A 20,783-nucleotide genomic window follows, 5' to 3' on the forward strand; every position below is an offset into this window, starting at 1 on the left:
CTTCCCTCGGCTCTTCACCCCATCAGGTGACTCACTGTGCGGGCGGCCGGACCAGCCCTTTGCTGTAGGCGTAACGCACCGCCTGCGCCCGGTCCTTGAGCCCCGTTTTGGCAAAGAGATTGTTGATGTGTGTCTTCACGGTCGCGGTCGACACATGCAGCTTGCGGGCGATCTCCTGGTTGCTGAGCCCCTCGGCGATCAGCAGGAGGACCTCGGTCTCCCGCGCGGTCAGTCCGTCGGGCGGCGCATCGGCTGTCACCGGCGGGCTGGGCTCCGGCTGCGACAGCCGCTCCAGCAACCGGCGTTGGACGCTCGGCGACAGACCCGCGTCCCCCGACAGCACGCTCTCCACGGCACGCACGATCTCGTCACCGTCCGCGTCCTTGGTCAGATACCCCCGGGCGCCGGCACGCAGCGCGGGGAACAACGACTCGTCGTCCGCGAACGTGGTGAGCACCACGACCTGGGTCCCGGGGTACTGCGCCCGGATCCGCCGGGTGGCTTCCACACCGTCACAGCGGGGCATCCTGAGATCCATCAGGACGACGTCCGGGGCCAGTTCCGCCACCAGTCGCACCGCCTCTTCGCCGTCTCCCGCGGCACCCACGACCTCGACACCGGGCAGGAGCCCGAGCAGCATCACGATGCCCTCCCGGACCACGGTCTGGTCATCGGCGACCACCACCCGTGCGGGCTTCTTCTCCCCCTCCGTCTCCGTCATACAGGCACCTTCAGCGTCACCACGAACCCCTCCTCGCCCGGCCCCGCGTCCAGGGAGCCGCCCAGCAGCTCGGCACGCTCCCGCATGCCCAGCAGACCGTATCCCCCTCCTGCCGCGGTCAGTTCACCCGGCCGTCCGCCCGAGTCCCGTACGGCCAGGGTCACTTCGTGTTCGCTGTAGTCGAGCCGCAGCTGCACCTTGGCGCCGTGCGCGTGCTTGCGGACGTTGGTCAGTGCCTCCTGGGCCACCCTGCGCACCGCCTGGGAGGCCTCGGCCGACAGGGGCCTGCGCTCACCCGTCACGGTCACCTCGGCGCCGTCCGCTCCGCTGACGAGTTCGCTCAGGAAGTCCTCCAGCGGGGTCAGTTCGCCCCGCAGCGCGGACAGGGCCTGCCGGGTCTCGGCGAGTCCGTCGCGAGCCATGCCCCGCGCGGCCACCACCCGCTCCAGGATCCGCTCGCGATCCGCGCCGTTCTCGATCAGCAGCCGGGCCGCCTCCAGGTGCACCAGCTGCGCCGACAGACTGTGGGCCAGCACGTCGTGGATCTCTCGGGCGATCCGCGCTCGCTCGGCCAGCGCTGCGGACTCGGCTTCCGCCGCCCGGGCTGCGCGCTCCTGGGCAAGGAGCCGCTGCGCGTTGCCGCGGGCCTCCGCGTCCAGCCGCAGGACGTATCCGGCGAGGGCCATGCCGGCCACGGTGGCGGCCGTGGTCAGCCACACGTCTTTGTTGAACGCGGAGTACGAGGCCAGCGCGACCGACGCCACGGGTACTGCCGCTCCCAGCGGGAGTCGCTCCAGGGCGCTGATTCCGCAGCCGCACCAGAGCACCAGGGCCGGCGCTCTGAACCCCGTCGCCTCGGCGACGACGGCGATCCCCAGGAGGATGCCCATGAGCGCGAGGGAGGGCACCAGCCGGTGCTGGTAGGTGGTCCGGAAGAAGGCCCAGGAGACGAGAGCGGCAAGGAGGACTCCCGCCGCTGCCATGAGTCCGCTCCAGACGCCTACATGCCTCTGGCTGAAGGCGCTCCACAGCAGCAGTGCGAGCACGAGAAGTCTCACGGCCCAGGCGATCATGCGACGGGGGCGAGAGGTCCCCTCGCGGCCGAGCGCCTCTCGCGACGGCCAGCGGGTCAAGGCGTACTCCGTCACACGCGCTCCTTCCGGGCCGACCGCATGTCGTCACCGTACGCCGGGGCCGGACGGTCCGCGGTGCCGAGGGACTGCGCCCGCCACACCAGGATGCCGTCGCGGACCAGCAGAGTGGTGCCGAGGGTGAGCATCAGGGCGGAGCTGCTCTGGTGCAGTCCGAGCGCGAGACCGAGGGCGACGAGACCGATCCGCAGGGCGATGCCCACGCCCCAAGCGGCGAGGCTCGCCTTGGTGCTCTTGGTCCACACGACGCCGTCCGGAGCCGTCCAGACGCGGGTCGTCCAGGCCCAGCCGGCGCCGGTGGCCACACCTATGAGCAGCTCCACCGCGAGGAGTACGGCGGATTGCGCGGGGTGGTGGGCGTCGAGGATGCCTGGCTCGCGCAGCGCCACGACGGCGAGGATCACCGGGACGAGCCACCAGCGCCGGTCGGTGGTGATCGCGCGGGCGCGGAACTGTCGCGCGATCACTATGGCGGCGACGGCCACGATCACCAGCGCGTTGACGAGCCCGGACATCAGAGCCTCCGTGAGCGAGAAGGTGGTGCCGGGAGCGGACGCTGCCGACACCTACGAAGCTACGGAAAAGCGCAGGTCGGGAGATCGGCGCCGAGGTGGATCAAGGGTGGAAACCTGGAGCGGTTGGTCTCCACCCACGGGTGTAGAGACCGGGCAGGGGCGATAGCGGGACGGGGCGAAGGCGGTGGTCGGACATGGAGAGATACCGGGCAGACCGTCACCGGCAGCGTGGTCTCCCCTCCGACCGGCGCCGACGACACGGCTTCCTACTCACCGGCCCAGCGACACGGGCTTCCTACCCACCGGCAGCGACACGGGCTGGCGCCCGACCGGCGCCGACGAGGCGGATTCCAGGCCGGGCCGGTCCGCTTACGCGATCTCGCGGCGAACCGGTGCAGACAGCAGGGTCTCCCGGACAACCGGTACCGGCGTCGGCGGACTTCCGGGCCAACCGGTGCCGACAGGGCGGCCCTCCGGCCGGCCGGTGGCGGCGACGACGCGGGCCGCCGCCCGATCGGCGTCGGCGACGGGGACGCCCGCCCGACCGTGGCAGGAGTGCTGACGTGGACACGGACTGGCTGAGCCGCCGCACGACCAAAAAGACCTCGGCCACGACCCGCCGGAACCGGAAACCTCCCGAGCGCGACCACCCGACCAGCGAAGAACGACCAACCGTCACCCTCCGCCGGCCCACACGCCCCATCGGCCTCGCTCCCGACGCCTCCGCTCGCGCCACGCACCTCGGGCAAGCCCCTTTCAGCCCGCCCATGGACAGCGCCCCCGTCGGCCGAAGCCCAGGCGACCGAAGCCAGGCGACCGAACCCGGTCGACCGAGGCCAGGCGACCGAAGCCCCGTCGCCGAAGCCCAGCGCAGCGGCTACGCGTCGATGCGCGACCGGTCCAGTGTCGCCGCCGAGCTGGAGATGAACTCCTTGCGCGGTGCCACGTCGTTGCCCATCAGCAGGTCGAAGACCTGTTCGGCGGCCTCCAGGTCGGAAAGGTTGATCCGCCGCAGGGTCCGGTGACGGGGATCCATCGTGGTCTCGGCCAGCTGGTCGGCGTCCATCTCGCCCAGACCCTTGTAGCGCTGGATGGAGTCCTTGTACCGGATGCCCTTGCTCTGGAACTCCATCAGCTTGTCGCGCAGCTCGCGGTCCGAGTACGTGTAGACGTACTTGTCCTGGCCCTTCTTCGGCTGGACGATCTCGATGCGGTGCAGCGGCGGCACCGCGGCGAAGACCCGGCCGGCCTCGACCATCGGCCGCATGTAGCGCTGGAACAGCGTGAGCAGCAGGCAGCGGATGTGGGAGCCGTCCACGTCGGCGTCGGTCATCATGATGATCTTGCCGTAGCGGGCCTGGTCGATGTCGAAGGTACGGCCCGAGCCAGCTCCTATGACCTGGATGATCGCGCCGCACTCGGCGTTCTTGAGCATGTCGGTCACCGATGACCGCTGCACGTTCAGGATCTTGCCGCGGATCGGCAGCAAGGCCTGGAACTCGGAGTTCCGCGCCAGCTTGGCCGTACCGAGCGCGGAGTCGCCCTCGACGATGAACAGCTCGCTGCGGTCGACGTCGTCGCTGCGGCAGTCGGCGAGCTTCGCCGGCAGGGACGAGGACTCCAGAGCGGTCTTGCGCCGCTGGGCGTCCTTGTGCTGGCGGGCCGCGACGCGCGTACGAGCGGCGGCCACCACCTTCTCCATGACGACCCGGGCCTGGGCGGCGGCGTCCCGCTTGGTGGCGGTCAGGAACGCCTTCAGCTCCTTGGTGACCACGTTGTTCACGATGCGGCGGGCCGCCGAGGTGCCGAGGACCTCCTTGGTCTGGCCCTCGAACTGCGGCTCGGCCAAGCGCACGGTGACGACGGCGGTGAGGCCCTCCAGGGCGTCGTCCTTGACGATGTTGTCCTCGGCCACCCGCAGCATCTTCTTGGCCCGCAGCACGTCGTTCATCGTCTGGGTGAGGGCCTGCTCGAAGCCGGCGACATGGGTGCCGCCCTTCGGCGTGGCGATGATGTTGACGAAGGAGCGGACCGTGGTGTCGTAGCCCGTGCCCCAGCGCAGCGCGACGTCCACGCCCAGCTCGCGGGTGACCTCGGTGGGGGTCATCTGGCCGTGCGCGTCCAGGACCGGGACGGTCTCCTTGAAGGTCCCCTGGCCCGAGAAGCGCAGCACGTCGCAGACCGGCCTGTCGCCCGCCAGGTACTCGCAGAACTCGCTGATGCCGCCGTCGAAGCGGAAGGACTCCTCGCCCTTGCTGCCGCCCTCGCCGAGGCCCAGCTCGTCGCGGACGACGATGGTCAGGCCCGGTACCAGGAAGGCGGTCTGGCGGGCGCGCTGGTGCAGGTTCTCCAGGGAGAGCTTGGCGTCCTTGAGGAAGATCTGCCGGTCGGCCCAGTACCGCACGCGCGTGCCGGTGCGGGTCTTGGGGATCTTCTTCGTCTTGCGCAGGCCGCTCTTGGCCTCGAACTTCGCGTCGGCGCCGTCGGCCGCGAAGGCGCCCGGCACGCCGCGCCGGAAACTGATCGCGTGCGTGTGACCGCCGCGGTCCACCTCGACGTCGAGTCGGGCGGAGAGGGCGTTGACCACGGAGGCGCCGACGCCGTGCAGACCGCCGGAGGCGGCGTACGAGCCGCCGCCGAACTTGCCGCCGGCATGCAGCTTGGTCATGACGACCTCGACGCCGGACAGGCCGGTCCTGGGCTCGACGTCCACGGGGATGCCGCGGCCGTTGTCGCGCACCTCCACCGAGCCGTCGTCGTGCAGGACCACCTCGATGCGGTCGCAGACGCCCGCGAGGGCCTCGTCCACGGAGTTGTCGATGATCTCCCACAGGCAGTGCATCAGACCGCGGCTGTCGGTCGAGCCGATGTACATGCCCGGGCGCTTGCGCACGGCCTCGAGGCCCTCGAGGACGAGCAGGTGCCGCGCGGTGTAGTTGGAACCGTCCCGGTCTGCTCCTGCCAGCAGCGCTGTGGACGGCACGGACGTATCGGCGGTCACGCGGTTCGCTCCTCGCTGAATTTCAGTGGGCCCCCTACTGGGTAAGGGGCGGCTTCGGTCGCCGCTCAGAGGGTACCGAGGCCTGGTAGAGCCGGTGTAACGCCACCCTCGTCGAGAACTCAGACTAGTCCAGACTCGCATGCACGTTCGATCCCTCGATGGAGTGAAGTACACATCACGTTCCCTTGGAGGCATGAACCATTTAGGCTCCGGGCACGTCCTCATGAACAACCGGCAACCCGGCCGGGAGGACCGATACACACCACAGCGCGAAACCGTAAGCACCCGAGAGACGCACTACGGCCTATTCGCCGCCAACCGGCAGCAGCCAACCGCCCCGGAAGATTTTTTCCAGGAAAAGCCACGAGCGGGAACGTTTTCGGGCTGGTTGGATGTTGACCCTGGTACGACAGCTCGTCGAGCTAGAGAAGAGGCGACGTGACTACTGTTCTGACCCCCGCGAGCCCGCTGACGGCCGCCGATCGCTGCGACCGCTGCGGCGCCCAGGCATACCTGCGCGTCGTCCTGCTGAGCGGCGGAGAACTGCTCTTCTGCGCCCACCACGGTCGCAAGTTCGAGCCGGAACTCAAGAAGATCGCCGCTGAGATACAGGACGAGACGGAGCGGCTGACGTCCGTTCCGAACATCACGTCCGAGGAAGAGCGCTGAAACTCGCACACACGACGAGCCAGTCCCGGCACAGGCCGGTGAACGGGCGGTCGCTCCTCGCGAGGAGCGACCGCCCGCGCTCATGCTCCGTGGGAACGCTTCAGGCGCGCCCGCGGGGCCGTTTCTGGTTCCCTGAGGCCGCCTCCATGCCTCGTGCGACGTCGGAGATGCGCGTGTAGACGCCGGGTTTGCCCGGCCTGCCGCAGCCGCTCCCCCAGGACACGAGACCGACCAGCCGCCCCGCGGCCACCAACGGGCCGCCGCTGTCGCCCTGGCAGGCGTCCGGGCCCCCGGCGGGTTCTCCGGCACACAGCATGCTGTCGGCGCGGTAGGTGCCGTCGGGGCCACCCGGATAGGCGCGGGTGCAGAGGTCGTCGGCCAGCACCCGCACGCGTGCGGCGTGCAGCGTGTGCGGGTAGGCGCCCGCGCCGGTGGTGTCCCCCCATCCGGAGACCAGGGCCTGGGTGCCCGGCGCGTAGACCGGGTCACCCGCACTCGCCATGGCGACGACCGCGCTCTGCGGCAGTTCCGTGGCGAGGGTGAGCACGGCGAAGTCGCCGGCGTGGGTCTCGCTGTCGTATCCCGGGTTGATCCGGGCGTCACGTACGGCGATCTCCTGGCCCCCGTCCGACAGCAGATCGGTGCGGCCCGCGATGATCCTCAGGTCACGCACGCGGTTCGGCGGGGCCCCGAGGACGTCATCGCCCATGCAGTGCGCCGCGGTGAGCACCGTCGTCCGGGCGATCGCCACGCCGCCGCAGAACTGGCCTGCCCGCGTACCGCCGAACCGGTCACGGCTGGACAGCGCGACCGTCCACGGGGCCTGGGAGACGTCTATCGAAAAGCCCCCGACGACGATGCTGTCGGCGGCCACGGGTGTCGCGTTGACCAGGGGTATCACGGTCATGGTGGCCGCCAGGGCAAGCGGCCGGATCAGTGACCGGGCAACGGAACGGCGCATGCAGGCTCCTCACTCTGGGCTGGTACTGGAACACCCAGAGTGATCCACGGCACGGCTGCGCGCAGCCCGAAGGCCCGGCCCCCCAGGGGAGCCGGGCCTTCGCGTACGACTGCGGCCTAGTCGAGGTAGTCGCGCAGCACCTGCGAACGCGACGGGTGGCGCAGCTTCGACATGGTCTTGGACTCGATCTGGCGGATGCGCTCACGCGTCACGCCGTACACCTTGCCGATCTCGTCGAGGGTCTTCGGCTGACCGTCGGTGAGACCGAACCGCATGGAGACGACGCCGGCCTCGCGCTCGGACAGGGTGTCGAGGACGGAGTGCAGCTGCTCCTGCAGGAGCGTGAAGCTGACGGCGTCGGCGGGGACGACCGCCTCGGAGTCCTCGATGAGGTCACCGAACTCGCTGTCGCCGTCCTCACCCAGCGGGGTGTGCAGCGAGATGGGCTCGCGGCCGTACTTCTGGACCTCGATGACCTTCTCCGGGGTCATGTCGAGTTCCTTGGCCAGCTCCTCCGGGGTGGGCTCACGGCCCAGGTCCTGGAGCATCTGGCGCTGCACGCGCGCGAGCTTGTTGATGACCTCGACCATGTGCACCGGGATACGGATGGTGCGGGCCTGGTCGGCCATGGCGCGGGTGATGGCCTGACGGATCCACCAGGTGGCGTACGTGGAGAACTTGTAGCCCTTGGTGTAGTCGAACTTCTCGACCGCGCGGATCAGACCGAGGTTGCCCTCCTGGATGAGGTCCAGGAAGAGCATGCCGCGGCCGGTGTAGCGCTTGGCCAGGGAGACCACCAGGCGGAGGTTGGCCTCCAGCAGGTGGTTCTTGGCGCGGCGGCCGTCCTCGGCGATGATCTCCAGCTCGCGCTTCAGCTTCGGCGCCAGCTTGTCGGCGTTGGCCAGCTTGTCCTCGGCGAACAGACCCGCCTCGATGCGCTTGGCGAGCTCGACCTCCTGCTCGGCGTTGAGCAGGGGAACCTTGCCGATCTGCTTCAGGTAGTCCTTGACCGGGTCGGCGGTGGCGCCGGCCGCGGCGACCTGCTGCGCGGGCGCGTCGTCCTCGTCCTCGTCGGACAGGACGAAGCCCGCGTTCTCGGCGCCCTCGGGCTCGTCGGCGACCTTGGTGTCCTCGAGAACCTCGTCCTCGAGAACCTCGGCGTCGTCCTTCTTGGCCGTGGTCTTCTTTGCGGCCGTCTTCTTCGCGACGGTCTTCTTGGCGACCGCCTTCTTGGCGGTCGCCTTCTTGGCCGCGACCTTCTTGGCGGGTGCGGCTTCCTCGGCGGAATCGGCCGCGATCGGAGCGGTGGGCGCCGCGGCGTCGGCCGTGGTGGCGGTGGCCTTCCTCGTCGTCACCGTCTTCGCCGCGACCGTCTTGGTGGCGGTACGCTTCGCCGGACTCTTCGCTGCGACGCTCTTGCGGGTGCGCTTGGGCTCTGCGGCACTGACCATCAGCGTCACACCCTCTTCCTCAAGAATCTGGTTGAGGCTGCGCAGTACGTTCTTCCACTGAGTGGCCGGAATCTGGTCAGCTTCGAAGGCCCGACGCACATCGTCGCCGGCGATCTGCCCCTCAGCCTTTCCCCGCTCAATGAGCGCCATGACAGAGACGGACTCGGCGATCTCCGGCGGGAGCGTACGGGATGTGCTGGCCGACACGAACAACCTCTCGGAACGTTGGAAAACGGCTTCCGGCACCGTCCACTGCGGACAGGAGCCGACCACCGGCCTGGGGATGGGCCGACGGCGCGGGCGGGGCCGGGAAGATGCACAGCGCCTCTCATGGCGTCCGTATTCCCTCCGCGGCTGTCACCTCTTAGGTCATCGCGCTGTTTCCAGGAGTGTTACGCCCAATCTGCGTGGCCCGAGTCACACCCCGTAAGCGATCAAAAGCAGTCAGATATGGACAGATCATCTCAGCCTCATCGTCATACCCGGTCGCGTGCATGACCTCAGGGACCCGTCACACCGCTGGACCCTGCCGGACCGCACAGGGTCCGGCAGGGTCCGGCGACGGCCGGCATCCGAGTCCGCCGCCGCCACGAGCACCTCGAGGACGCCACGCACCGGCGACCACACCGCTTCGGCCGCGGGGGTCAGTGCTCCCGCGGCGCGGGTACCACGCGCTCGACCTCGGGGTGGACCGTGAGCAGTTGCCGCATGGCCCCCTCGGCCGCCATACCGTCGCCGGTGCCGAGCGCGTCGACGATCCGCGCGTGCTGGGCGAGGGACGCCTCGTTCGGCCGGTCGCACGATGTGACCGGGCCGCCCGAGACCTGCAGCGCCGCCGAGACGATGCCGGAGAGGTGCTCCAGCATGCGGTTGCCGGCGATCTGGATGAGCAGGGAGTGGAACTCGTTGTCGGCCCGTGAGTACGTCAGCGCGTCGCCCTGCGCCATGGCGTGGCTCATGATCTCGACCATGTCGCAGAGGCGCTGCTGCACCTCCTCGCGCCCGTGCCCAGCGGCGAGCCGGGCGGCGAGTGGCTCGATCGTCCAGCGCAGCTCGCTCAGCTCGCGCCGCTGGTCGTCGCGCTGGGGGCCGAAGGCCCGCCACTCGATGATGTCCGGATCGAGCAGGTTCCAGTCACTGACGGGCCGCACGCGCGTGCCGACGTTCGGGCGGGCGCTGACCAGGCCCTTGGCCTCGAGAACGCGGAGGGACTCGCGGACGACGGTGCGGGAGACCTCGAAGCGCTGGCCGATCTCCTCGGGCACCAGCGGGCGGTCGGCGCCGAGGTCGCCGGAGACGATCATCTGGCCCAGCTGCTGAACGAGTTGGCCGTGCAGTCCTCGTCCGCGGCTGCCCGCGGCACGCCGGCCGACGCGACCCAGGTCCGGGTCCGCGCCTTCCCAGGAGGGCGGTGCGACGCGATCACCCACCTGGGACTCTGCGTAGGGGTAGCGGTCGAGATCGCCCGGGCCGGCCAGACCGGAGTCGGTGGAGCGGGCGGCGGTCATCATGGTGTGCGCAAGGGTACTCACGGATCCTTTGTCGGCGCCGCCTCCAACTCCCTTGAGGTCTTTGGTGAAAAGCACACGAAAGGGTGATCGCTCACCCCGTCGCAATTGACGCCTTATCGGAAAGAAATGGGCTTTCCGTGGGGAGTTGTGTACACGGCGGGATCGGAAGTGTGCTCATGCTCGTCACCGGAACCGGGTGCGCAGTGTCGTGAACACATACGCGCACAGCAGTGCCGACAGCGACAACGCCATTGCGGTGCCCACGGGTTGGGCGAGCACGCGGGCCAGTCCGAGCAGGTAGCGCTCGCCTCCGAAGGGCCACTGCAGCAGGTAGACCTCCCGCATCCGCACCGGGAACCCGCCTGCCGTGCGCAGGGCCGGCCCCCGCATCACCTCGTGCACGAGGGGAACGACGACAACGGGCACGGCGAGTACGGCCGCCAGGCCACCCGTGGTGGACCGGAACACACCGGCCGCCAGCACACCGGCCCAGGCGCAGCCGAGGACCAGCCCGAACCAACTGGCGCTCAACGAAAGCCAGTCGGCGGGAACTTGCGTCAGCTCCCGTCCGTAGACGAGGTAGAGCGCTTCGGCGTCGCAGCCGACGGTGAGGAAGGCCAGCAGCACCGCGGTGGCTCCGGAGACGAGCAGTTTCGCGGTGAGCAGCCCCAGCCGGCGGGGCACGGTGCCGCGATCCGCCGCGAGGGCGGGGTGGCGGAACTCGTCCCCGAAGGCCAGCGCACCGAGCAGCCCGGCCGCGAGGGCTGCGGGCGGCAACGGCAGTTCCCGCGGCCACGCGCCGAACAGCCGCGCCTGGGGGGTGTGGCCGAGCCTGGCCAGCAGTACGGCGGTGAGCGCGGACACCACCAGTACGGCGCCGCAGGTGAGGAAGCCGACGCCGATGCCGGTGGCGCGCCGGATCTCGTAGCGCAGGGGGCGGAGGGGGCTGGGGGCGGGACGGACGGAGATGGGGGGCGGGAGCGGGGGCAGGGCGTCGAGGGCGCCGACGTCGTCGGGGCGGGCGGCGGGTACGGAGTGCGGTTGACGGTTGCTGGGATTCCTGGCGCCGGGGAGGCGGGTGCGGAGGGCGGTGAGACCGCGGGCCGGGGTGTTCGTGCCGCCGGTCTGCGGTTCCTCGGCCGCCGGGATCGCACCGCGCCGGGTGCTCGGCGTGGTCGCGGCTTCGGTCCGGCTGCCGCCGGCTCCCGCGAGCCCCTCGACCCGAACAGCTCCGGCTCCGCCTTCGCCGGGCGCGTCCTCGCCGAGGGGCCCGTCGTCGCCGTCGGGCGCGTTCTCGTCGTCGGGCGCGTTGTCGATGGGCCCGTCCACGCCGGCTGGCGCGTCCACGCCGTCCGGCTCGGCGCCGCCTGGCGCCGACCCGCTGGTTTTCCCAGCGGTGTCGGCAGGCGACGCGCCGTCGGTCGATACGGGCCGAGTGGTCTCTGTGCGCTCGGTATCCGGCCGGGAAACGGATGCCTCTCCGAGAGACGGCGCCTCGCTGCTGAGAGCCAGCGCCGTCTCCCCCGCCGAGGGCTCTTGAGCCGAGCTGTCGTCGGATACCTGCCCGGGCGACCCGACCTCGACACCGAGGGCCCGCTCCCCCCGCTCCGACGGCGGCTCTCCCCCCGCCGGCGGTTCCTCGCGGGGGGAGCCGCCGGGCACAGTGCGCCGCAGCGCCGAGGTGTCCGCTGCGGGGTTCTCGCGGTTGTCCACCGAGAACCCGAACGGCAGGGTGTCCCGCTCTCTCGCCGAAGCACCCGGCGCCGTGACGCCCGGCTCTGCTGACGCGAGGCCGGACACCACAGCGGCCTGCTCCGGCGCGGGCGAGCCGAGCGTCGACACACCCGACTCCGCCGCCGACAAGCCAGGCGCCGAGGAGTTCGACGCCGACGCCGATACGCCCAGACCTGAAGCACCCGGCTTCACCGTCGGCACGTCGCACACGGCCGTCTCGGGCTCCCGCGCCGGCAAGCCACGCACGATCGGCTCGGGTTCCACCGGCGAAGAGCCGGGCACGGCAGCCTGGTCCCACACCGCCGCCGGATCCTTCGCCGCCTCCGCGTCCGCTTCACCGACGACGCCGAGTCCCGCACCGGCACCCGATGCAGCCGGCTCCCCCGTCGGCAGGACGCGCACGGATGGTTCGGACTCCGCCAGCGACGAGCCCGGCACGGCAGCCTGGTCGCGCTCCACCGCCGACTCCTGTGTCGCCGCGCCCGCGTCCGCCGACGCCAGGACGCCGTGTCCGGCACCGGCGCCCGGTCCCATGTCGCCCACTTCGTCGGCGAGTTGGTGGATGAGGATGCCGTGGCGGAACGCCGCCTCGCCGATGTCGGCGGTCGTGGAGCCGTACACCGAGAGGCGGTTGCCGCCCTCGTGCACGACTTCGACGGAGCGGCGGCCGGTGCGGGCCTCTTTGACGAGCAGGGCCGCGAGTCGCGCCGCGTGCGGGCTGCGGACGGCCACGCGCGGACGCAGCCGGGTACGGCCGAACTCCCGCGCGTCCTGGTCGGCCACGAGTCTGCCGCCGTCGAGGGTGACGACCCGGTCGGCCGTGCGCGCGGCCTCCTTGGGATCGGCGGAGGTGAGGAGCACGGTGCCGCCCTGCCCGGCGTGGGCTCGCAGCATGTCGTGCACCCACTGCGCCTCACGGGCGGAGAGTCCGTCGGTGGGTTCGTCCAGGACGAGCGTGTGCGGGTCGGGCAGCAGGGCACAGGCCAGGCCGAGTCTGCGGTCCATACCGCGCGAGAGCGTGCCGAGGCGCTCCTCGCGGAGGCTGACGAGGCCGACCGCTTCGAGGACCTCGTCGGCCCGTCGCGCGGGAACGCCCGAGGCCGCGCACAACATGCGCAGGTGGCCACGGACCGAGCGGGCCGGATGCCCCGGCACGTCGCCGAGGAGCACGCCGACTTCCCGTGCCGGATGGGCGATCCGGTGCAGGGGCCGCCCTCTGAAGTAGGTGATGCCGCGCCCCTGTTGAAGCTCGAGCATCAGTCTGAGCGCCGTCGTCTTGCCCGCGCCGGCGCCTCCGAGGAGCACGGTGACATCTCCCGCGCGCGCCTCGAAGGAGACGTCGTCGATGGCGGGCGGTTGCGCCTTGCGGGGATTACTGGTCAGTCCGAAGGCATGGATCACCTACAGCAAGATAGCGCGCCATGTCCGGTTTTCCCGGTATAACCCGATCTTCTGTCGCATGCAATGTGGGCCGAGCCGGTCCGTGTCCGCCGTTCGGTGGAGCCCGGCCGGGCATGTGCACTCGGCCCGCCGGCCGGCCCGGCAGCCGCTGCGCCTCAGACCTCGGGGCGCAGCATCGGCGGATTCAGCAGGGTGGCGCCACCGGCCCGGAAGAGCTGTGCCGGCCGGCCACCCTGGCGCGTGGTCGTGCCTCCGGTGGGGACGAGGAACCCGGGGGTTCCGGTGACCTTGCGATGGAAGTTGCGCGGATCGAGCGCCACCCCCCACACCGCCTCGTACACCCTGCGCAGCTCCCCGACGGTGAACTCGCTCGGACAGAACGCGGTGGCCAGCGACGAGTACTCGATCTTGGATCGGGCCCGCTCCACCCCGTCCGCGAGGATCTGGGCGTGATCGAAGGCGAGCGGTGCCACAGGCTCGCCGTCACGGCCGTAACCGCCCTGCTGGAGCAGTTCCTCGACCGGTGCCCAGCGCGCGTTGCTGGCGTCGCCTCCCGCGCGCGGGGCGGGCAGGTCGGGCGCGAGTGCGAGGTGCGCGACACTCACCACACGCATGCGGGGGTCCCGCTTGGGGTCGCCATAGGTGGCGAGCTGTTCGAGGTGGGCCCCGTTGTCGTTGGCCGGAGCCCCGGGGTCGTGTGCGCACAGCCCGGTCTCCTCGGCGAGCTCGCGCGCCGCCGCCTGGGTGAGGTCCTCGTCGTCCCGTACGAAACCTCCGGGCAGCGCCCAGCGCCCTTGGAACGGTGGCTCGCCCCTGCGGATCGCCAGCGCGCACAGGGCATGGCGGCGCACGGTCAGCACGACCAGGTCCACGGTGACGGCGAAGGGCGGAAAGGCTGACGGGTCGTAGGGCATGCGGCGATCATAGTCGTCTTCCTGACGATAAACACTCCCTTCGCCGGGCGCATCGACGGTGGTTCCGCTTCGGTCCGGTACGCGGGGCGGTACCGGCACCCGTTCTTCGTTCCAGCGGCGTCATACGAGGTCACACTCCCAGTTGCAGGCCGTCCGCCGCCTCCTCGACCATGGCGAGCCCCAACCGGCTGACCCGCACGGCGAACGGCGCACCGGCGACCCGCAGCCCGGTCAGGCTGAGTACGCCGAGTGGCGCGCTCCGCAGGGGGCACAGGGTGACCGTGCGGGCTGGGGTGTCGGGGCGGATACCCGCGAGCGAGGTGAGCATCATGATCACGGAGGCTGACGCGGTGGCCGCCGGCCGGCAGGCCGCGGGGTGCGGAAGGGGAGCACTGCCGGCGGTGCGCTGCTCACCGGCGAACATCTCCGGCAGCCGGTGGCCGAAGTGTTCCGCCGCGTCCAGCAGTCCTCTCAGCAGGCCGCCGGCCTCCTTCTCGTAGCCGGCGGTGGCAAGTCCGGCGATGGCGAGTGCGGTGTCGGGCACCCGGACAGCTCCGGTCCGGTGGCCGAACGGGTTGTGTCCCCTCTCCTTGGCGCCGAGACCGCGCAGTCCCCAGCCCGCGTCCATGGCGGGGGTGCCGAGCAGCCGCGCGAGGTGCCCGGTCTGGGCGGGGTCGAGCAGGCCCGGGGCGAGCCGGCCGGAGCCGAGCAGGCCGGTGTCGAGGAGGTGGACGGCGGTGGAGCCGAGGTGCGGCACGGGGCGGCCGTCCGGTGCCAGGGCTGCGGCCGGACGTCCGCCGCCGCGGTCCGCGATCCAGAAGTCGGCCCGGAAGGCCGTCTGCAAGGCCTGGGCCCACTGGCGCAACTCGACGGCGCCGGGCCGGTCGTACGCGTCCAGGAGATCGGCGCCGAGCAGGGCCGCCCGGTACGCGTGCGCCTGGGTCTCGCAGCGCGCCGGGCCCCCGGGCTGGGGGTCGTGAAGGTAGGGGCCGTCGCCGGCGGTGGCCCGCAGCCAGGCGAGACAGCGTTCCGCAGCGGGCAGCAGCTCCCTCGTCTCCTGCTCGGGCAGTCCCCAGCGGCGGGCCTCGGCGAGCAGGACGGGGAAGAGCAGGGTGGCCTCCGTGCCCGTGCATCCCGGGGGAAGGAACGGGCCGGCGTCGCGTCGTGGACCGGGGATCAGGCCGGGCCGTGGGCTCCGGTCCTGGAGCTGGGTGCGGGCCAGGGTGCGCAGGGTGCCGGCGGGCGAGCCGGGTGCCGAGCGGCAGTGCCATGCGGGCCGCCGCCAGAGCTTCGGCAGGGGCCATTCCGCAGCGCCAGGGAGCGCCCGCGGCGAGGTGGGTGTCGGCGGGGTGGCCGGGGTCGCGCAGGAGCAGGCCCTGGAGGTCGGCCACCGCCCCGTGCAGCAGCGGAGCCACTCGGTGATCGTCTCCTGTCGCCCTGGCGGGAGCGAACGGACTGGTCGTGGCGTGACCCGCCGCCCGCAGCGGACCCGTGCCGTCGAGCCGCACCCGGAGCTCCACTGCCGCCGTGCCGCCCGGAGGCACTTCCAGTTCCCAGCGCAGCAGGCCGGCTGACGCGAGGGCGTCGGAGGGCGGCGGGTCGGCGGTGACGGAGACGGCGGCACCAGCGGTGGCCCAGCGCAGGCCCGAGTCGCGGACGGTGGCAGGGAGTTCGGGTCCCGCCCTCCCGGAGGCGATGGAGCCGAGTTCGGCGAGGTCCGTACCCAGGGCGATCTCGAGGGGCAGCTTCAGCGGTCGCGCGGCGGCGTTGCGCAGCGTGATCCGTTCGGTTCCGTCGGCACGACGGGTCCGCTCGACCACGACATCCGGATCGGGACCCGCTGGCGGCGAAGCGCGCAGCGTCCCCACGAATCGGGCACTGTCGGCACCGGCCATCCTGGCCTGTACGGCCAACGGTTCGCGGCCGGCCACGCGGACCTGACACCGCGAGAGCAGGCGCCTGCCACCTCGGTAGAACCCCTCCAGTCCCCGTCCGGCCAGCTGGCCGTCACCGGAGATGGCAAGGCCCGGCAGGGCGACACAGATCAAGGCGGCGTGCGTCGGCGGCAGCTCGGACGCCGGGCGGCTGCCCCGCGGTGTACGCACCGGCGGGGCTGCGGTGGGCCGGCTGCCGCGGCCCGGGGCCGGCGGCCTTGCATGGCCTGCCGAGGCGTTCGGCCCGGGGTTCCTTGATGAGGCCAGAGCACCGACCGTCCGCCGTCCCGTGGCGGCACCGTCCGGCGGGAACCAGTCGTGCCTGTCCCAGGACGGACGCTCGTCGTCGGCGGTGGAGGGCGCAGTCGGCTGCTGGTGCATGGGATGGCTTCCTCTGCGCTCGGTGCGCCTGTGCCGTGCTGGGCGACCGGAGGGACGCCCCGCAGAACAAGGGTCGTACGGCGGCAGGGCCCGTCCGGGCGTTCCGCCACTCAGGTGAACGGAGGGAGAGTCGTCCGGGTCACGGCTCGCCTCGGGGAAGCCGGACCCATGGCGGCCTGCGAGGGCCGCGGTGCCGTTCAGGCCCGTGGTGAACCGCTGCCACCAGCGGACGCGTGAGGGGCCTTCGCATGCGGCCGCAGCGGTCGAGCGTGCCCGGTGGGCTCTGCCTGCCAGGCGGGCCGAAAGCGTGCCGCCGTCATGGCAGCCGCACCGGCTCGCACGAGAGCGGTTCCGCGGCGGCCTCCACGGGCGTGCGTCGCATCCCGCGGATTCCGTTGATGGATTGCGCGTCTTCCTCACGCAGACCCGCTGACCCAGGGATCCGCCCGCGCGCCCCCGTACGACGCTCACCCTTCCTCCTCGGGCTTGCGGCGGTCGCTTCCCGACGGGGCTGCGCTGGTCGTGGTGCCGTCTGGTTCCGTCGCCCGCTTGCGCGTGCCGCCCTGGCCACGGCTGCCGGGGCGCGCGGTCACGGCTGCCGAGGAGCCCGGACGGGAGCCGGTCGGCCTGCGCCGGCCGCCCGTGGGGCGAGCCGCGCGAGGAGCCTCACTTCCGTCGGCGGATCGCACCCGGCGCCGTCGGCGCGTGCCCGTGCCCCGGACCTCATCGAAACCCTCGCCGTGCGCACCGGCACCCGTGTCGGGCGTCGCGCTTTCGGTCGCCGGGAGCGCGGCCCGAGCGGCTTTCCTCTCCGGATGCGGCTGTGCGGTGCCGTCCGCTGACGCACGTCCCTCGCGCTCCGCGCGCAGGCAGCGGCGGATCGCTTCCGGGTCGATGCCGTCGTTGCAGGCCTGGTGAAGCAGCCGGGCGAACAGATAGTCGGGATCCGCGCCCAGTGCCATGGCCAGCGCCTCACGGGCCTCCAGCTCGTCACCCATGGACCAGGCCACCCAGCCGGCCAGCGTCAGCGGGGCCGCGGCGTGCTCGCCGTAGGGGCCGACGCAGCGGCGGGCCAGGGCGCGCCACAGCCGCAGAGCGGGAGCCGCCTCGTCGTCCTCCATCCAGACGGCCGCCCGGTCGCGGGTCGTGCGGTCCTGGAGTCCGAGGATCAGCGTCGCCGCCTCGTCGTGTGCCAGGAGGCCGTCGTCGCGCAGGTCGGCCGGATGCGTGCCGGACACCGGTGCCGCGGCGGCGAAGCGGCGGATGAGCTGCTCGGCGAGGGCCAGGGTCTCCTGCGCCACTTCCGCGCGGGACACCTCGTCGAGAATGCGGGGCACCAAGGTCATCCCGGCCGCGTCGAGGGCGATCTCCTGCTCCAGGGCCGCGGTCGTCTCCCAGGGCTGCAGCCTGGCGCGCAACTCCCGGAGAGTGCCGCGCACCTGGATGCCGGCGTAGGTGGCCGCGGCGGCCAGCACCGATGTACCGGGCAGGCCCATCGGCGAGCCGTCCTCGGGGCAGCAGCCCTCGCTCGGGCAGCAGTAGGACCAGAAACGGCCGTCGGAGATGCACAGTGCCTCGATGACCGGCACGTCGAGGTCCCCGCACTGGGTGCGCAGGAGGTGGGCCAGCCGCTCGAGCCGTCGTTTGACGTCGCGGCCGGACTCGCCCGGGGCGGGTTCCTGGCAGACGTAGGCCACCATCTGCTCGGGCCGGGCGCCTCGTCGTTCGCTGCCGGTCATCAGTCCCTGGGCCAGCTGGCGTGCGGCCGCCGCCCAGTCCTCCTCGTTCGCGGGGATGCCGAGCCGGGCCCGGCCGCCGAACCTGCCCCGGCCTTCGCGGTCGTGCAGGGCCACCAGCACCATGCTGTCCTCCGGGCGGTAGCCGAGGAGGTAGGGCAGGGCGTCGGCCAGTTCGGCGGGGGTGCGCAGCGTGACCTGCGTGTCATGCGCGAGGTGGGTGAACGGCTCCCGTCCCGAGATGTCGCTGTTTTCGAACGGTCCGGTGGTTTCGCTGTGGTTCGTCATGCGCCGACGATCTCGCGGATTTCGAGATTCCGGTTCGGTCTGTGGATAAGTCGAGTCAGGGACACGACAATGCCGTCCGGTTGTCCACATCTCACGCCCGAGGCCCGCCCGCTTGTCAGTCCCGTCCTGTTGTATGGAACGCATGGAACACACGAGCAACGCGGATCTCCGGGCGCAGGCGGACGCCGTCCTCGCCCGGCTCGTCGGGGATGCCACGGGCGCGGCCCGGCTGCGCGAGGACCAGTGGCGGGCGATCGAGGCGCTGGTCGCCGAGCGGCGCCGGGCCCTGGTCGTGCAGCGCACGGGATGGGGCAAGTCCGCGGTGTATTTCGTGGCGACCTCGCTGCTGCGGGCCAGAGGAAGCGGACCCACGGTGATCGTCTCGCCCCTGCTCGCGCTCATGCGCAACCAGGTGGAGGCCGCGGCTCGGGCCGGCATCCACGCCCGCACCATCAACTCCGCCAACCCCGAGGAGTGGGACGCGGTTCAGGACGAGATCGCGGCCGGCGAGGTCGATGTCCTGCTCGTGAGCCCGGAGCGCCTGAACAACCCGGACTTCCGCGACCAGGTCCTGCCCAAGCTGTCCGCCGCGACCGGCCTGCTGGTCGTGGACGAGGCCCACTGCATCTCCGACTGGGGTCACGACTTCCGCCCCGACTACCGGCGGCTGCGCACCATGCTCGGTGACCTCCCGCCCGGTGTCCCCGTGCTGGCCACCACCGCCACGGCCAACGCCCGTGTGACCGCGGACGTCGCCGAGCAGCTGGGTACCGGCGGCACCTCGGACGCCCTGGTGCTGCGCGGGCCGCTGGACCGGGACAGCCTCAGCCTCGGCGTGCTGCGGCTGCCGGATGCCGCGCACCGGATGGCCTGGCTCGCCGACCACCTCGACGACCTGCCGGGCTCCGGCATCGTCTACACGCTCACCGTCGCAGCCGCCGAGGAGGTCACCGCGTTCCTGCGGCAGCGTGGGCACAACGTCGCCTCGTACACGGGCAAGACGGAGAACGCCGAGCGCCAGCAGGCCGAGGACGATCTGCTGGCCAACCGCGTCAAGGCGCTGGTCGCCACCTCAGCACTGGGCATGGGCTTCGACAAGCCGGATCTCGGTTTCGTGATCCACCTCGGCTCTCCCTCCTCCCCCATCGCCTACTACCAGCAGGTCGGCCGAGCCGGGCGCGGCGTCGATCACGCCGAGGTACTGCTGCTGCCCGGCAAGGAGGACGAGGCGATCTGGGAGTACTTCGCGTCGCTCGCCTTCCCCTCCGAGGAGCTGGTCCGGCGCACACTGGACGTCCTCGCCCGTGCGGACGGTCCCCTGTCTCTGCCCGCGCTGGAACCCCTGGTCGAGCTGCGCCGCTCCCGGCTGGAAACCATGCTGAAGGTCCTTGATGTGGACGGAGCGGTCCGCCGGGTCAAGGGCGGCTGGACCGCCACCGGGCAGCCCTGGTCGTACGACACCGAGCGCTACGACTGGGTGGCCCGGCAGCGCGCGGCCGAACAGGAGGGGATGCGCGCCTACGCGTCCACCACCGAGTGCCGGATGGAGTTCCTGCAGCGTCAGCTGGACGACGAGGGTGCCAAACCCTGCGGCCGCTGCGACAACTGCGCGGGCCCGCGCTTCGCCGCCGACACGTCCCTGGCGGCAGTGGACGCCGCGCGCAGCGATCTGGGCCGTGCCGGCGTCGAGGTGGAGCCCCGCCGTATGTGGCCGACGGGCCTGCCGGCCATCGGCATCGATCTCAAGGGACGCATTCCAGCCGGTGAGCAGGCTTCGCCGGGGCGGGCTCTGGGTCGGCTGTCGGACATCGGCTGGGGCAACCGACTGCGTCCGCTCCTCAGCCCCCAGGCACCCGACACTGCGGTGCCGGACGACGTGGCGCGGGCCGTGGTGGGTGTCCTGGCCGACTGGGCGAAGCGCCCTGGCGGCTGGGCTTCCGGCGCGTCCGACGCCCAGGCCCGGCCGGTGGGCGTCGTCACCGTGGCCTCGCGGACCCGGCCTCTGCTGATCCATGCCCTGGGTTCCCGGATCGCCGAGATCGGCCGGCTGCCTCTGCTCGGCTCCGTCGAGTACGCCGAGGACATGCCGCGGGTGCCGCGCAGCAACAGCGCACAGCGGCTGAAGGCCCTGGACGGTGCGTTGACGGTGCCGCCCGCCCTCGCCTCTGCGCTCGCCTCAGCCGACGGCCCGGTGCTGCTGGTCGACGACTTCACGGAGACGGGCTGGACGCTGGCGGTCGCGGCCCGTCTGCTCAGAAGGTCCGGCGCGCGGGCGGTGTTGCCGCTGGTCCTGGCCGTTCAGGGCTGACCAGCGGTGTTGCCGCTGGTCCTGGCCGTTCAGGGCTGACCGCGCACCCGCCTGCGGCGGTCCTGTGAGCACGCCGCCGCATCTCAGGCGTCGGGGGTCCAACCTTT

Annotated in this window: 12 protein-coding genes and 1 pseudogene; 2 read left to right on the forward strand and 11 right to left on the reverse strand. The window is 71.7% G+C overall.

Annotated features, from left to right (window positions below):
- Window positions 1-31: 31 nt before the first annotated feature.
- The 4 genes from ACZ7GZ_RS16675 to ACZ7GZ_RS16690 all read right to left on the reverse strand — a co-directional run bounded on the left by ACZ7GZ_RS16675 (window position 32) and on the right by ACZ7GZ_RS16690 (window position 5,388).
- Entirely contained in the window at window positions 32-721 is a 690-nt protein-coding gene (locus ACZ7GZ_RS16675; protein ID WP_471024720.1) for a response regulator transcription factor, read from the reverse strand.
- Window positions 718-1,869 carry a sensor histidine kinase gene (locus ACZ7GZ_RS16680; protein WP_471024722.1) on the reverse strand — a complete coding sequence of 384 codons (1,152 nt, stop codon included), beginning with the start codon at window positions 1,867-1,869 and terminating at the stop codon, window positions 718-720. Before ACZ7GZ_RS16680 ends, ACZ7GZ_RS16675 begins: the two co-directional genes overlap by 4 nt.
- Window positions 1,866-2,387, reverse strand: a complete 522-nt coding sequence (locus tag ACZ7GZ_RS16685) for a DUF1453 domain-containing protein (protein WP_471024723.1) — start codon at window positions 2,385-2,387, stop codon at window positions 1,866-1,868. The genes ACZ7GZ_RS16680 and ACZ7GZ_RS16685 overlap by 4 nt, the downstream gene beginning before the upstream one ends.
- Before the next feature lie 877 nt (window positions 2,388-3,264).
- Window positions 3,265-5,388: a DNA gyrase/topoisomerase IV subunit B gene (locus tag ACZ7GZ_RS16690; RefSeq protein WP_471024725.1), complete on the reverse strand. Its 2,124-nt coding sequence runs from the start codon at window positions 5,386-5,388 to the stop codon at window positions 3,265-3,267.
- Window positions 5,389-5,826: 438 nt separating this feature from the next.
- On the opposite strand from ACZ7GZ_RS16690, the gene ACZ7GZ_RS16695 reads away from it, so the two are divergent.
- Window positions 5,827-6,057, forward strand: a complete 231-nt coding sequence (locus ACZ7GZ_RS16695; protein ID WP_471024726.1) for a DUF7455 domain-containing protein — start codon at window positions 5,827-5,829, stop codon at window positions 6,055-6,057.
- Between the two features lie 100 nt (window positions 6,058-6,157).
- On the opposite strand, the gene ACZ7GZ_RS16700 is transcribed toward ACZ7GZ_RS16695, so the two are convergent.
- From ACZ7GZ_RS16700 to ACZ7GZ_RS16730, 7 genes and pseudogenes are all read right to left on the reverse strand, one after another.
- Complete coding sequence (locus ACZ7GZ_RS16700) at window positions 6,158-7,018, reverse strand: serine protease (protein ID WP_471024727.1); 861 nt, start codon at window positions 7,016-7,018, stop codon at window positions 6,158-6,160.
- Window positions 7,019-7,134: 116 nt separating this feature from the next.
- Window positions 7,135-8,676, reverse strand: a complete 1,542-nt coding sequence (locus ACZ7GZ_RS16705) for an RNA polymerase sigma factor (protein ID WP_471024728.1) — start codon at window positions 8,674-8,676, stop codon at window positions 7,135-7,137.
- Between the two features lie 437 nt (window positions 8,677-9,113).
- Complete coding sequence (locus ACZ7GZ_RS16710) at window positions 9,114-10,001, reverse strand: FadR/GntR family transcriptional regulator (protein WP_471024729.1); 888 nt, start codon at window positions 9,999-10,001, stop codon at window positions 9,114-9,116.
- A gap of 162 nt (window positions 10,002-10,163) precedes the next feature.
- Complete coding sequence (locus ACZ7GZ_RS16715; protein WP_471024731.1) at window positions 10,164-13,115, reverse strand: ATP-binding cassette domain-containing protein; 2,952 nt, start codon at window positions 13,113-13,115, stop codon at window positions 10,164-10,166.
- Window positions 13,116-13,270: 155 nt separating this feature from the next.
- Window positions 13,271-14,029: an NUDIX hydrolase gene (locus ACZ7GZ_RS16720; protein WP_471024732.1), complete on the reverse strand. Its 759-nt coding sequence runs from the start codon at window positions 14,027-14,029 to the stop codon at window positions 13,271-13,273.
- A gap of 130 nt (window positions 14,030-14,159) precedes the next feature.
- Window positions 14,160-16,029 (reverse strand): annotated as a pseudogene (locus ACZ7GZ_RS16725) (glycogen debranching N-terminal domain-containing protein).
- Window positions 16,030-16,811: 782 nt separating this feature from the next.
- Window positions 16,812-18,368, reverse strand: a complete 1,557-nt coding sequence (locus ACZ7GZ_RS16730) for a DUF4192 domain-containing protein (RefSeq protein WP_471024733.1) — start codon at window positions 18,366-18,368, stop codon at window positions 16,812-16,814.
- A gap of 142 nt (window positions 18,369-18,510) precedes the next feature.
- Here ACZ7GZ_RS16730 and ACZ7GZ_RS16735 point away from each other — a divergent pair, with 142 nt between their 5' ends.
- The gene (locus ACZ7GZ_RS16735) at window positions 18,511-20,676 is read left to right on the forward strand and encodes a RecQ family ATP-dependent DNA helicase (protein ID WP_471024734.1); all 2,166 of its coding nucleotides are present in this window, start codon (window positions 18,511-18,513) and stop codon (window positions 20,674-20,676) included.
- Window positions 20,677-20,783 lie beyond the last annotated feature (107 nt).

It is taken from the genome of Streptomyces sp. NPDC037288 (assembly GCF_055603265.1).